15 protein-coding genes are annotated in these 13,430 nt (G+C 56.5%); 6 read left to right on the top strand and 9 right to left on the bottom strand.

The annotated features are described in order from the left end of the window. Nucleotides 1-7: 7 nt before the first annotated feature. Nucleotides 8-214: a sulfur carrier protein ThiS gene (thiS, locus tag SR894_RS21260; protein ID WP_088700159.1), complete on the bottom strand. Its 207-nt coding sequence runs from the start codon at nucleotides 212-214 to the stop codon at nucleotides 8-10. 137 nt (nucleotides 215-351) lie between these two features. Between thiS and SR894_RS21255 the strand changes: the two genes are divergently transcribed. Next, nucleotides 352-741 (top strand): DUF423 domain-containing protein, encoded by a 390-nt coding sequence (locus SR894_RS21255; RefSeq protein WP_133733618.1) that lies wholly within the window; start codon nucleotides 352-354, stop codon nucleotides 739-741. Between the two features lie 78 nt (nucleotides 742-819). Here SR894_RS21255 and SR894_RS21250 read toward each other — a convergent pair whose 3' ends face one another. The 6 genes from SR894_RS21250 to SR894_RS21225 all read right to left on the bottom strand — a co-directional run bounded on the left by SR894_RS21250 (nucleotide 820) and on the right by SR894_RS21225 (nucleotide 7,090). Continuing rightward, entirely contained in the window at nucleotides 820-1,578 is a 759-nt protein-coding gene (locus SR894_RS21250; RefSeq protein ID WP_246638152.1) for a glutaredoxin, read from the bottom strand. A 178-nt stretch (nucleotides 1,579-1,756) separates the two neighbouring features. Then, nucleotides 1,757-2,521: a copper resistance protein B gene (locus tag SR894_RS21245; RefSeq protein ID WP_133733617.1), complete on the bottom strand. Its 765-nt coding sequence runs from the start codon at nucleotides 2,519-2,521 to the stop codon at nucleotides 1,757-1,759. A gap of 9 nt (nucleotides 2,522-2,530) precedes the next feature. Beyond that, nucleotides 2,531-4,381 (bottom strand): copper resistance system multicopper oxidase, encoded by a 1,851-nt coding sequence (locus SR894_RS21240; RefSeq protein ID WP_223288405.1) that lies wholly within the window; start codon nucleotides 4,379-4,381, stop codon nucleotides 2,531-2,533. Between the two features lie 69 nt (nucleotides 4,382-4,450). Further along, nucleotides 4,451-5,686: an ATP-binding protein gene (locus SR894_RS21235; RefSeq protein WP_290279164.1), complete on the bottom strand. Its 1,236-nt coding sequence runs from the start codon at nucleotides 5,684-5,686 to the stop codon at nucleotides 4,451-4,453. Nucleotides 5,687-5,771: 85 nt separating this feature from the next. Then, the gene (locus SR894_RS21230) at nucleotides 5,772-6,437 is read right to left on the bottom strand and encodes a response regulator transcription factor (protein WP_223288407.1); all 666 of its coding nucleotides are present in this window, start codon (nucleotides 6,435-6,437) and stop codon (nucleotides 5,772-5,774) included. A 149-nt stretch (nucleotides 6,438-6,586) separates the two neighbouring features. Then, nucleotides 6,587-7,090 carry a cupredoxin domain-containing protein gene (locus SR894_RS21225; protein WP_223288408.1) on the bottom strand — a complete coding sequence of 168 codons (504 nt, stop codon included), beginning with the start codon at nucleotides 7,088-7,090 and terminating at the stop codon, nucleotides 6,587-6,589. A gap of 219 nt (nucleotides 7,091-7,309) precedes the next feature. Between SR894_RS21225 and SR894_RS21220 the strand changes: the two genes are divergently transcribed. After that, nucleotides 7,310-7,459, top strand: coding sequence for a hypothetical protein (locus SR894_RS21220; RefSeq protein ID WP_223288409.1), 150 nt, complete (start codon nucleotides 7,310-7,312; stop codon nucleotides 7,457-7,459). Then, a complete protein-coding gene (locus SR894_RS21215; RefSeq protein ID WP_223288410.1) occupies nucleotides 7,456-7,902 on the top strand; it encodes a DUF411 domain-containing protein in 447 nt (148 codons plus the stop codon). Before SR894_RS21220 ends, SR894_RS21215 begins: the two co-directional genes overlap by 4 nt. Here the strand turns inward: SR894_RS21215 and SR894_RS21210 are convergent. After that, nucleotides 7,883-8,488, bottom strand: a complete 606-nt coding sequence (locus tag SR894_RS21210; RefSeq protein WP_133733611.1) for a nucleotidyltransferase family protein — start codon at nucleotides 8,486-8,488, stop codon at nucleotides 7,883-7,885. The genes SR894_RS21215 and SR894_RS21210 overlap by 20 nt on opposite strands. Then, entirely contained in the window at nucleotides 8,478-9,488 is a 1,011-nt protein-coding gene (locus SR894_RS21205) for an XdhC family protein (protein WP_223288411.1), read from the bottom strand. Before SR894_RS21205 ends, SR894_RS21210 begins: the two co-directional genes overlap by 11 nt. Before the next feature lie 222 nt (nucleotides 9,489-9,710). Between SR894_RS21205 and paoA the strand changes: the two genes are divergently transcribed. From paoA to paoC, 3 genes are read left to right on the top strand one after another with little or no spacing between them, the layout of a single operon-like run. Next, complete coding sequence (paoA, locus tag SR894_RS21200; RefSeq protein ID WP_133733609.1) at nucleotides 9,711-10,277, top strand: aldehyde dehydrogenase iron-sulfur subunit PaoA; 567 nt, start codon at nucleotides 9,711-9,713, stop codon at nucleotides 10,275-10,277. Beyond that, complete coding sequence (locus SR894_RS21195; protein ID WP_223288412.1) at nucleotides 10,274-11,224, top strand: FAD binding domain-containing protein; 951 nt, start codon at nucleotides 10,274-10,276, stop codon at nucleotides 11,222-11,224. Before paoA ends, SR894_RS21195 begins: the two co-directional genes overlap by 4 nt. Nucleotides 11,225-11,227: 3 nt before the next feature. After that, the gene (gene paoC, locus SR894_RS21190; RefSeq protein ID WP_223288413.1) at nucleotides 11,228-13,429 is read left to right on the top strand and encodes an aldehyde oxidoreductase molybdenum-binding subunit PaoC; all 2,202 of its coding nucleotides are present in this window, start codon (nucleotides 11,228-11,230) and stop codon (nucleotides 13,427-13,429) included. Nucleotide 13,430: the final 1 nt, after the last annotated feature.

The raw sequence follows: 13,430 nt of genomic DNA, 5'->3' as shown, positions 1-13,430 counted from the left end.
GTTTCCTTTAGCCGCCGCCAATCGCGTGAACCACTTCCACTTGGTCACCATCGACCAGGCGGGTGTCGGCGTGTTGGCTGCGGGGGACGATCTCTTCGTTAATTTCGACGGCGATACGACGACCGCTAAGGCCCAGCTGTTCAACTAAGTCAGCGGCGGTTAGGCCGGTCGACAGCGTATGGGGTTCGCCGTTTAGACGTATCTGGATAGACATAGATAGGCGTGTCTCATTCGTCGTGGTAGTTCGTTCTCTAAGGCATTCTCTATTGTAGCGGTTTCGCACCGTGCAAGGTAAGCCGTAGGTGCAATCAGCGCGATGGATGCCACCCACAATAGGCGTAGGAGAGCAGCGTGCAACGAACAGATAAAGTGTGGTGGTGTATCGCGGCGCTATCGGGCGCGATGATGGTAATGCTAGGTGCCTATGCCGCCCATGGCCTGGCGGCGCGCACCACAGAAGCGATGGTGAGTGCGGTTGAAACCGGAGTGCGCTATCAGGCCTGGCACACGCTTGCCGTCATGATCGTGCTGGTATGGCGCCAAGTGCAGCCGCTTGCCGGACAACGCTGGGTGCTGGCGCTGTGGGCGCTTGGCATGTCGTGTTTTTCAGGCTCGCTCTACTTGATGGCGCTGGCGGGGCTGAACCTTGGCATTGTCACCCCCATTGGCGGGCTACTGTTGATGGCCGGTTGGTTGGCGCTTGGAGCGGTAGCCCTGCTAGCGCAGCGCCGTCATACGTAGCCGTAAGGCGTTGCCAAGCAATAATAGCGTCGCCCTTTCTACGCCAGCTGCGATGAGCACCAAAGAACCTGGGGGTGTTTATCCAAGCATCATCCGCAGCGGCATCCACAGCCCCATACCCATCATTACGAGGTTTTCGGTGAGTGACACAAAGCCTAGCGGTACGTTGCTGTTGCCACCCACGCAGGCGCATTTGAGCTCACGTTTGTCGATATATACCGCCTTAAATACCGAAACAGCCCCCACGGTGCCGACGAATAGCGCCAGTGGTGCGGCCAGCCAGATAAGCGTGCCCGCCAACATCAGCAGCCCCGCAAGTGTCTCGGCGTAGGGGTAAACGTAACTGTAGGGGACGTGGCGCTGGGCGAGCAGGTCATAGTTGAGAAACATGGTGCTAAAGCTTTCTACATCCTGCAGCTTTTGCAAACCCAGGAGCACCATCGCCGTGGCGACGGCGTACTCCGGCATACGTGCAGTGAATAGCGTGCCCTGCGCCGCCCAACTGACGGCAAAACCGACGAGCAGTGCGGTGGCAAAAATCGCCAGCACGGGGCGATAGGTGGTGGCCTTTGGATCAGGAACGCTCATGCCCAGGTGCTTACGCAGCTCTTCATAGCCGCCAATACGTTCATCGCCCAGATATACCTGCGGCGTCGTGTCGACGTTTTCCTGCTGTTTAAACGCGTCAATTTCTTCCCGTGAGGTCAGCAGGTTGTCGTCCACCTCGTAGCCTTTGCGCTTGAGCAGGTCGACGGTTTTTAAGCCGAACGGACACATGTGCTCCGCTGTTTTCATCCGATAAACGCGAGCAGTAGAGTGCGTGGTTGATACCATCATTAGCCTCTTGTTTATTCATTAACTCGATATTGCTTACCTATTAGCCTAGAACCTATGTGCCACCTTTAGGTCAAATGGGCGGTTCTCACTAGTTTGTCCAAGCAGTGTAGGTGCCTGGGAACCACAGGCATCGTTGTACAAAAAAACGCCACCTTCCGGTGGCGCAGTGCTTAACGATTTAAAACATTAACCTGACACCTGCAACCACACCGGCATCTTCGCTACTATTCCCACTAGCACGCGAAAGGTCGGCGGTATCGCCATACTCTTTTACCCAGTAAGCGCCCACGTACGGAGCGAAGCGGCGGGACACTTCATAGCCGAGACGCATACCCACACGCACTGAGTTTAGCCCCTCGCCGACACCAAACTCCTCGACTTCGCTGGCAGCAACGGCTATTTCAGTACGTGGCTGCAGATAAAGGCGTTGCGTCAGGCGCAGGTCGTATTCGCCCTCAAAGCTGGCGGCCAGGTCGCCGTCATCGCTCAGCTTTAGGGCGACATCGGTTTCGATGCCGTAGGGCATCACCCCTTGCAGGCCTACCACGGCATAGGTGCGCTCGGCGTGGTCATCGGAAAATACGCCACCCTGGTAACCCACGCCGCCCTGTAACTCCCAAAAGTCGGCAACCAGGCGACTGTAGAGCAGTTCAAGGGATTCGAACTCGGCATCCTCGCCGTCGCCCTGGACGTTCTCGCCTTCCGACTTGAGGTATACACGGTTAACATCGCCGCCGTACCAGCCTTGAAAGTCCCACACAACGGCCTCTTCGCCGTTATCGGGCACGCTATATTCAAGACGATCAAAGAGCGCCATACCCATATTGTGTTCCATCATCGGGGCTGGCCAATCTTTCGGCGCATCGTAACCATCTTCCGCATGGGCAGCGGTGGTTATGACAAACGCTAAGCTAATGCCAGTGAAGTAGAGCTTGGCTTTCATACTGCCTCCTTAAGAAACCTGAACAACGCGGAACATTCCGGCATCCATGTGATAAAGCAGATGGCAATGGAAGGCCCAACTGCCTTCGGCATCTGCCGTGATCAGCGCCGAAACCCGCTCGCCGGGCTTAACGTTCAGGGTGTGCTTGCGCGGAATCAGCTCCCCCTGACCGTTTTCCAGCTCCATCCACATACCGTGCAGGTGAATGGGGTGTTCCATCATGGTGTCGTTGACCAGGATCAGGCGTAGGCGCTCGCCCTTTTCGAAGTGGATGGGGCCGGAGACCTCGCTGAATTTTTGGCCGTCGAACGACCACATGTAGCGCTCCATGTTGCCGGTGAGGTGCAGTTCAAGCTCGCGTCCAGGCTCGCGGCGGTCGGGCCAAGGAGTGAAGGCTTTCAAGTCTTGGTAAACCAGTACACGGCGCTCGTTGGGATCAATACCTATGCCCACTTGACCATAGCGCGAGCCCGGCTGGGCTTCACCAGACGCCAGCATGCCGCTTGCGAGTGCGTTGTGCTGCTCTCCGGTCATACCAGTGGGGTGTTCCATGCCACTCATACCCGACATAGCTGAATGATCCATGCCTTCCATGTTGGAATGATCCATATCGTCCATATTGGACATGCCCGAGTGATCCATGCCCTGCATGTTCGACATACCCGAATGATCCATGCCCTCCATAGTGGAGTGATCCATGCCGCCCATGCCATGGGCACCCATGGCTTCCATACCGCGGTCAGCAATTTGGCGACGGTCAGGAATCTCCGCCTGCATGCCTTCACGCGGGGCTAGGGTGGCACGAGCGTAGCCGCTGCGATCCATGGATTCGGCAAAGATGGTGTAGGCTTGATCGTCTTCGGGTGACACCAAGACGTCGTAGGTTTCGGCAACACCGATACGGAACTCATCGACAGGGACGGGCTGAACCGGTTGGCCGTCGGCGGCTACTACGGTCATTTTGAGGCCGGGTATACGTACATCGAAGTAGGACATCGCCGAGCCATTGATCACTCGTAGCCGAACACGCTCACCCGGCTTGAACAGGGCGTTCCAGTTTTCCTCTGGGGAGTGGCCGTTGAGCAGGTAGGTGTAGGTACTGCCGGTAACGTCGGCAATATCCCGTGAGCTCATGCGCATTTTGGCCCACATGCCGCGCATCTCGACGGTGGGGGCTAAACCATTTTGCCGTACATCGGCAAAGAAATCGGCAACCGTGCGTTCCTGAAAGTTGTAATAACCCTCCATGGTTTTCAGATTGCGAAATACCGACATGGGGTCTTCAAACGTCCAGTCCGTCAGCAGCGGCACGTGTTCGCGGTCATAGCGGAAAGGCTCGCGCTCGTCAGCGTCGATAATCAGCGGCCCCACGTGGCCTAGCTGCTCCTGCATACCTGAGTGGCTGTGGTACCAGTAGGTGCCGTTCTGGCGCACAGGGAAGCGGTAGGTGAAGGTTTCACCGGGCGCGATACCGGCAAAGCTGACCCCCGGTACTCCATCCATTTCCGGTGGCAGAATCAAGCCGTGCCAATGAATGGAGGTGGATTCATTAAGTAGGTTGGTAACGCGTAGCACCGCGTCCTGCCCTTCCTTTAGGCGAATCAACGGGCCGGGGCTAGTACCGTTGATGCTAAAAGCGCTGGTCTCCTGGCCATCAATAGAAATGGACTCACGCCGGATGGCCAGCGATACCTCCGGGCCTTCTTCCACGCCCTTGGAATAGACGTTTGTACGCCCCCAGGGGTTGGCCCAGGCGGGGCTCAAACCCATGGCAGCGGCAGAGCCCAACCCCAGCGCCGCACTGCCTTTCAGCACCTGGCGGCGTGAAAGCGGGTGGGTGATAAAATTCGAACGCGTCATATAAAGCTCCCATCGCTGATGAATTTCATCATCTTGGGGGAGCAAGCTGAATCAATGCTGAAAAAGACGCTATGCGGCGTTAATACCCCTTAGTGGCAGCGTGGTGGTTACCCGCAGACCACCCAACGGGCTGCGTTCGAACTGGCAGTGTCCTGCGTAACGCGCCACTAGCTGCGCAAGTATGGAAAGCCCCAGGCCGTAACCAGGACGGCGTTCATCCAGCCGGGTGCCGCGCTCGCCCAAGCGCGCTATATCGCTTTCAGCAACGCCGGGGCCGTCGTCGTCAATCGTTAGTGTTAGAGCGAGCTCAGAAGTGCTGATATGGCAACGAATCGCGTTGGTGGCCCATTTGCCTGCGTTATCCAACACAATGCCCAGCATTTCGGCGTAATCGTGGGCGTCGATAGGCACTTGGTCGCGCTGATTAACTGCTTGCGTTAGCTCGAACACCTGCTGAGGATAGAGGCTCTGAAACATAACCATCAGGCGCTGGCTGTCGCGGGCGAGGTGGGTCATGCGCCCTGCATGGGGGCCAGCAATACGCGCGCGGCGAAGCTCGGCATCTAACTGAGCGTTGATATCCTCCAATCGCATCAGTACCTTGTGGCGGCGGCTTTCATCAATGGGTCTGCCGCCTCTAAGTACTTGGGTGATCGCCGCCAAAGGTGTCTTAAGCGCATGAGAAAGGTTGGCTACCGACTCTCGTGAGCGCTGCAATCGCAAGTCGATGTCATCCATAAAGCGATTGAGTTGTGCGACCAAGCCATCAAGCTCTGCGGGGGCTGCAAGAGAAAGCCGTTGACGCTCTCCAGACTGGAGCTCTTCAAGCTGTTGTCGCAGTTGCCATAATGGCTTCAGGCCACGATTAACGGCCAGCATGTTGAGTGCCACCAGCACCGATAGCAGGCCTGCCGCAATGCCACCTACCCACCAGTGCAAAGTGGCTAAACCTTTTTCTACCTGAGAAAAATCTTCACCGATTAACAATACGCCGTTGGTGCCTTGCCACTCGAGTTGCTGGCGATACACCAGTAAGTGGCGCTCGCCGCGCTTTACCTCGACTAGCGAATCACCAGCTTCCTCAAGTAAGGTTGCTAGCTGACGTTGCCATTCGGGGTGTGAGGCGCTGATCTCACCATTAAGTCGCAGCACATAAAGGTGGTGAAAAACCTGATAACTTTGACTCGCCGATGTGAGCGAAGAGGGTATGGCTAACTGGTCATTTTCCAACTGCGATACTGCGTGTTCGGCTTCACGCTTGAGGCGTTCACCGAGAAACTCCTTAGCAAGATTTTGCAAAAACACGCCGTGCAGCAACCATGTCAAACCCACGACTAAGAGCGCAACGCCTCCCAGCCAAGCTAGCAGGCGAAACCTTAAGCTACGTTTATTAACGTGAAACAAAAACGTACCCCTGGCCGCGGCGTGTCTGGATAATCGATTTGCCAAGATAACGGCGCAAACGAGCCACGTATACCTCTACCAAGTTGGGTGCGGCAGCGTCTTGCTCCAACGCGTAAAGCTGTTCCAGCAATCGCTCCTTGGAGTGAATACGGTCAGGGTGGAGCATCAGGTAGCGTAGTAGTCGAAACTCGGTGGCGGTAAGCGAACGCCATGTTGTCCCTTCGCTACAAACACGCTGGCCCGCTTCATCCAAGGACACCCCGTTGAGAGTGATGACTTGGGATAATTGGCCAGAGTGCCTGCGTAGCAGGGCCTTTAAACGCGCCATCAGTTCGGCTTCGTGAAAGGGTTTGGTGAGGTAGTCGTCAGCCCCTGTTTCCAAGCCAATGACCTTGTCTTCCCAGGTGTCGCGCGCGGTGAGTATCAGAACCGGGGTCGGGCGTTTTTGCTTGCGCCAACGCGTGATTAGCTCAAGACCCGAACCATCGGGTAATCCAATATCTAGGATGGCAAGCTCGTACTCCTCGGTTGCCATGAACGACGTAGCCGACTTAACGGTGTCGGCTACGTCGACGAGGTAACCGTTGTCTTTCAGACTTTCAGCCAAACTTTCAGCTAATAGGTCATCGTCTTCTAAAAGCAACAGTTTCATAGGGAGCCTCTGATTAATGTGATGAGCGCAGGCCAGACAAGGCAAAAATCAACGAAAAAGCGGGGTTGTAAATGAGCATTTTGAGATGATTTTTAACGCAGTATGGCCAAGCGCAATAGTTAATCAGAGGTTTCATAGGTTATATCGCGTTAGAAATTAATATCACCATACATCCCTGATTCATAATGGCCAGGGATATTACAGGCGTACTCCAGACTCTCAACGTTCGAGGGGGCTGTCCACACCAGTGTTTTGGTCTCACCTGCCCCAATGGTGATAGATGGCATCTGCCCGCCGTGCGCACCTTCTGCCATGTCGTGGCCACCGTGTCCGCCATGAGCGTCACCATGGCCGCCACTCATTTCCTGCATCATTATCCGATGCTCTTCCTGGGCGGCTTTATCACCTATTACAAATTCGTGTTCAAGGTTGCCATTATTGATAATTTCAAACCGAATGGTTTCACCTGCGGTGACTTGTATGGCTTCAGGATCAAACCACATATCACCCGCTTCTACGCTAATCGTGCGGTCAACCTCGGCATTGCTAGCGCTGTGCTGACTGTCCTCGTGCTCACCAGCGGCCCATGCTGTGAAGGTTAAGGTACTAAGCGATACCGTTAGTAGGCCAAGCATCAGGTAATTCGTGCGCATTATGTTTGCCTCGCAGTGGTATTTACCCATTACTTATATCGCGCGAACCTGAAATGAGCCTGAACCGTGAGTTTTCGGACAGAGCCTAATGACCTGCGTCAAGAAAGCATTGTTAAACATGCTGGCTAACTTGACCTCCGTGTCACACATAGGTTGTAAGCTTCAGTTGTGTAATAAGCATGTTGGTATCATTGCTTTAATGCTCGTAGGAGTTTTGCCATGATGAACGCAGACTGTTTTGCCTTTATGAGCTCTTTGGGCTGGGTAGGCTGGTTAATGCCTCTCGCATTTTTATTGCTGGCGGGGCTTGGGATCGCGTCGCTTACTAAATATCTTTTTAGTCGTTCTCATCAAGGAGGCCACGCATGAGCCGTTTAACGACATCACTATTTTTATCCGGCGCACTGGTTCTGGGGGCCACCACGGCCCATGCGGCACTGCCTGACGAGGCCACACTGTATAAAAATCCCCAGTGCGGCTGCTGTGACGGTTATGCACGCCATCTTGAAGAACTCGGCGTAGAAGTAACGATCATTGATGACGTAGAGCTAGGCGATGTCAAGCAGCAGGCGGGCGTGCCCTACGGACTGGGGTCGTGCCATACCATCGAGATGGGCGAGTATTGGATCGAAGGCCATGTTCCGATGGAAGCCGTGCAGGCGCTGTTCGAGCAACAGCCTGATCTTGACGGTATTGGCTTGGCCGGTATGCCCATTGGCACGCCGGGTATGCCGGGGCCTCAGGACGAGCCCTACAACGTCTATGCGTTTAGCGACCAGCAAGATGAGCCGTTCATGACGCTGGCGCCGTGATGCCGTGCTCCTCCGGCACGTCGATATCGATAAGCGTGCCGTTGTCCTGCACGGCATACTCTCGGTAGTGTGCCGTGTGGCGACGAATAATGTCTTTGGCACCGGCGTCGCCGCTTAACGTTTGAAGGGCTGGCCATTGTGAACGTCCGAATATAACCGGATGGCCTGGTTGGCCTTTGAAGCAGGGCCTCACGATGGTGTCGTGAGTGGCTAGCTGCTGTAGCGCGAATAGCGTGTCTCGCTGCAGGTAGGGCATATCGCCCAATAAAATCGCCACCGCTTCCACGTTCGAGAGGCGAGGATCATTGCTAAGCGCCGTTACCGCCTCGGCCAGACTTGAACCCAGCCCAAGGCGCGCCTGACGAATGCGAATAAGCGGCGTGCCTTCGGCAAGCCCTAAAAGATCTGTGTCGTCCTCTTCGCGGATCGCTACGCGTAGCAGAGGAAACGCTTGCTCTGCGTTGGCGACGCTGGCAGCTAACATCGTGCGTCCATCAGCCAAGCACGCGCAGCGCTTGTCGTGCTCACCAAACCGGCGCGAGTAACCGGCGGCCATGACCAATGCGACAACGTTGCTAGAGCTCATTGATAGTTTTTCCGTGTTGCACCCGCACGATATCCGCCATAACCGCGAGGGCAATCTCAGCCGGGGTCTTGCTTCCCAGCGCGAGACCAATCGGCATATGCAGGCGGCTGACCTCCTCTTCGGTTAACCCCCCAGACCGAATCAACCGCTCAGCGCGCGCAGTCGATGTGCGCCTTGAGCCCATCACGCCGATATAGAAAGCAGGCGTGCGTACAGCCTCCATCATAGCTAAATCATCAATACGCGGGTCGTGAGTAAGCGCCACAACCGCCGTTGCGCTATGGCAGGCGCCGGAGGCAATGTAGAGCGAGGGCAGTAATGCTTTGACAGTTACGCCCGACACTGCAAAGTCTGCGCAGGCCGCCTCGTCTGGATCGCAGACGATCACTTCAAACCCCAGAGTAGCGGCAAAGGCCGCACAAGGGGCGGAAATGGGTGAAATACCGGCAATAATGAGCCGTCTGGCCGGAGCAATCCGCATTTGAACAACATCTTGCCGATCATGTTCTTGTTCATCGTAGGGTTGACCATCCAGCCGAACCACCCGAGGGCCGAGCGTGGCATCCTCACTGAAGGAGTGTTCTCCCGTGGATAAATTCACGTTACGCATCAAACGGTGATGGCCATCGAGGGTAGCTAGCAGGGTGGCCAAGTGCTCCTGCGTGTCAGCAGTCGAGAGCAGACGCTCAATCAACACTTCTAAAACACCGCCACAGGGAAGCGCAATATGCGCGCCTTGAGTATCGTCGGGGTCACCATAGCGCGTCACCGTAATTGGGCGATCATATTCTCCCTCGCCGAGACGCTTTATAAAGTCATCCTCTACACAGCCACCCGAAAGCGAACCGATGTGCTTGCCCTCTTGGCTGACGGCCATCCACGAGCCCGGCGCGCGTGGCGAAGAGCCAAATGTGGCGAGCACGGTACACAGCCAAATCGTTTCCCCTTGCTGCGACCACTTAAGCGCTTGCTCAATCACTTGCCGATCCAAATGCTGCATTTATAACGATTCCAATAGTTAGCAAACGGCATCCATTGCCTGTTTTGGCGTGGGCATAAGACTTATAGCCTAGCGTAGCAACAGCGTGTACAGAGGATGTAATAGATCTTTTTTTCAGAACCTTTATGCCCGAAAGCCGGGTTGCTTACTCCAATCATGACTATGCTGAAGTCGTGACGACATTCATAAAGCGACAGCAATGAGCAGGGAAGGCACATAGTTATGAACCCACCTAATAGCGCTGAAAGGCGTCGCGAAGCCGCGCAGAATGGCGCGGAGCGCTCGAACGTCTCTTTAGTAGTCAATGGAGCAAGGCACCAGCTTGAACTGGACAACCGAACGACGCTGCTAGATGCCTTACGTGAACATTTAAAACTCACCGGCACCAAAAAGGGCTGCGACCACGGACAGTGCGGCGCCTGCACGGTGTTGGTGAATGGCGAACGGATTAACGCCTGCCTGACGCTGGCGGTCATGCATGAAGGCGATGACGTGGCGACCATCGAAGGGTTGGGAGAGCCCGACCATCTTGATCCCATGCAGCAAGCGTTTCTCGATCATGATGCCTTCCAGTGCGGCTACTGCACGCCGGGCCAGATTTGTTCGGCAAAGGCAGTACTCAAGGAGATGCGAGCGGATCTTCCCAGCCATGTAACGAAGGATCTCACCGCACCGATTGAGGTGACCGACGCCGAGATTCGCGAGCGGATGTCGGGCAATCTCTGCCGCTGCGGCGCTTACGCCAATATTCTAAAAGCCATTAATCAGGTGGCGGAGGAGCACGCATGAGAGCCTTCTCCTATGAACGCGTATCTGATCCTGCTCAGGCGGCTGCCCGTGCCGCTGAAGTGTCTGGCGCCAAATTTATTGCCGGTGGCACCAACCTGCTTGATTTGATGAAGCACGAGATTGAAACCCCGCTGCACCTGATTGATGTAACGGGTACTGGGCTCAACGCTATTACCGAGACCAGCAACGGCGGTTTGCGTGTAGGGGCATTAGTGAGTAACAGTGCGCTCGCCGCCGACCACCGAATTCGTCGTGATTATGCGGTGCTCAGCCGAGCCCTTGTCTCAGGCGCATCGGGCCAGCTTCGCAATAAAGCCACGACCGGCGGTAATCTGCTCCAGCGCACCCGCTGCCCCTATTTTTACGACACCGGCATGCCCTGCAACAAGCGTTCGCCAGGGGCTGGCTGTGCGGCACTCGGTGAAGGCGCCAGCTCGCGTGGGCTGGGCGTTATCGGTACCTCAGAGGCGTGCATTGCCACTCATCCCTCGGACATGGCCGTTGCGCTCAGGGTATTAGATGCCGAAGTGGAAACCATCACGCCGAGAGGGGAGACGCGATACCAGTCGCTGGATGCGTTTTACCAATTACCTGGCGACACCCCAGAGGTTGAAAACACGCTGGCGCCGGGCGAGATGATTACCGGTGTTGTGCTGCCAGCGCCTGTTGAAGGCCGCCACGCCTATTTTAAGGTACGTGACCGAGCCTCTTACGCATTCGCGCTGGTCTCCGTTGCGCTTATCCAAACGGTGGATGGCAAAGGCCGTGTCGCGCTTGGCGGCGTGGCCCCGAAGCCTTGGCGCCGTGACGAAGCCGATGCAGCGCTGCCGCAGGGAGCTTCAGCGGTCATGAGCCGATTACTGGACGGCGCCCGCCCGACCCAAGACAACGCTTATAAGCTTACCCTGGCAGAGCGAACGCTTGCCGCGCTGCTGGCTCAGGAGTGACCCATGGACTTTAATCAATCAGCGGAAGATAACCTGTTCGATCGCGCCCGTATTATCGGCAAACCCCATGTGCGAATCGACGGCACGCTTAAGGTGATGGGGTGTGCGCCCTATGCTTATGAGCGTCATGACGTGGCGGCGGATCAACTGGTGGGCTACCCCCTGTGTGCGACCATTGCCAAGGGGCGAATTACCCATATGGATGCGTCGGCTGCCCGGGCCGCCCCAGGTGTTGTTTCAGTGGTAACGACGCTGGAGATTGAGCCACTTGATCGCTCGGAAAACAACGTTGCCCGGCTGTTCGGTGGCGATAAGATTGCCCACTACCATCAGGCGATCGCGGTAGTGGTGGCGGAGACTCTGGAGCAGGCACGTAGCGCCGCGGCGCTGATTGATGTCAGCTACCAGCAAGAGCAGGGTATCTTCGACCTTGAAGCTGCTTGGGAAAAGCTGGATAACACCGGCGAACCGCTTTCAGACGTGGGCGACGTTGACGCGGCGTTTCAAACCGCGGCCTTCACGCTGGATGAAGTCTATCGCACCGCTTCCCAAAGCCACGCCATGATGGAACCCCACGCGTCGATTGTTGACTGGTCTGATGGCGGGCAAATGACGGTGTGGACGTCGAACCAGATGATCGAAATGAATAAACAGGCGTTGGCGACCTCCTTCAATCTCGACCCCGACACGATTCGCGTCGAAAGCCCCTACATTGGCGGTGGCTTTGGCGGGAAACTGTGGCTGCGCGCTGACGCGGTACTCGCCGCCCTCGGCTCGCGGGCCTCAGGGCGGCCGGTCAAGCTGGCCTTGCCGCGTCCGCTGGTGTTCAACAATGCGACCCACCGCTCTGGCACCATTCAGCGACTGCGAATCGCTGCCGATGCCCAGGGCAAGATAATCGCCTTCGACCATGCCGCGGTTTCGCATACCCTGCCCGGCGGAAGCGGCGAGAACCCGGTCAATCAAACCCGCACGTTTTACGCCGGTGCGAGTCGCCGCGTCGCTCATCAGCCTGTTGAGATGGATCTACCCGAATCGGCGGATATGCGCGCTCCCGGCGAAGCCTCAGGGCTTGCCGTGCTGGAAATTGCCATGGATGAAATGGCGCAGAAGCTGGAGATGGATCCCGTCGAGTTCAGGGTGCTCAACGACACCCAAGTCGACCCGGAAGATCCCTCAAAGCCCTTTAGCGATCGTCATTACGTTGAGTGTTTACGCCAAGGCGCAGCAGCCTTTGGCTGGGAGGCGCGCAACCGCTCGCCTGGGGAAAAACGCGAAGGAGAGTGGTTGATCGGTTACGGTATGGCAGGGGCCTATCGCGGAGCGCCCACGCTGGATTCCGGGGCACGCGTACGTTTGCAGGACGGGCGGCTGATCGTTGAGACCGATATGACCGATATCGGCACCGGCTCCTACACCATTCTCGCTCAGACGGCTGCTGAAACGATGGGGATTGAGCTGGACGCCGTTGAAGTTCGGCTGGGCAACAGTGCCTATCCTATATCTTCGGGTTCAGGCGGGCAGTTTGGGGCTACTAGTTCAACCGCTGGCGTGTACGCCGCCTGTTTGGCGCTTCAAGAGCAGATCGCCAAGCGCTTAGGCGTCGAAAAGCCGCGTTTTGAAAACAGCCGCGTGCTAGCCGTGGATACTGACTTGGCGCTTGCCGATGTGGCAAACGGCGAAGAGCTTGTCGCCGAAGATACGATCCACTTTGGCGACTTTAAAGACGATATGCAGATTGGCACCTTTGGAGCGCATTTCATCGAGGTTGGGGTGCATGCCTATACCGGCGAAACGCGTGTTCGACGTATGCTCGCGGTGTGTGATGCGGGCCGCATCCTAAATCCGATCACCGCGCGTAGCCAAGTGCTTGGCGGTATGACGATGGGCGTGGGTGCTGCGTTGTCGGAGGGGCTAACCGTTGACCTTGAGCGCGGTTTCTTTGTTAATCACGACCTTGCCAGTTACGAGGTGGCGGTTCACGCCGATATCCCCGAGCAGGAGGTTATGTTTCTGGATACCACGGATGCGGCTTCATCGCCCTTAAAAGCCAAGGGGGTCGGAGAGCTGGGTATCTGCGGCGTGGCGGCGGCTATCGCCAACGCGGTTTATAACGCCACTGGTGTTCGGGTGCGTGAATACCCCATAACCCTTGATCGAATGATCGACCAGCTCCCGGAGGCTGGTCGCAGTGCGATTTTATAGT

The organism is Vreelandella neptunia, from assembly GCF_034479615.1.
GTDB lineage: Bacteria > Pseudomonadota > Gammaproteobacteria > Pseudomonadales > Halomonadaceae > Vreelandella > Vreelandella neptunia.
Note: the sequence above shows the minus strand (reverse complement) of the source record. Positions and strands in the feature narration are given on the sequence as shown.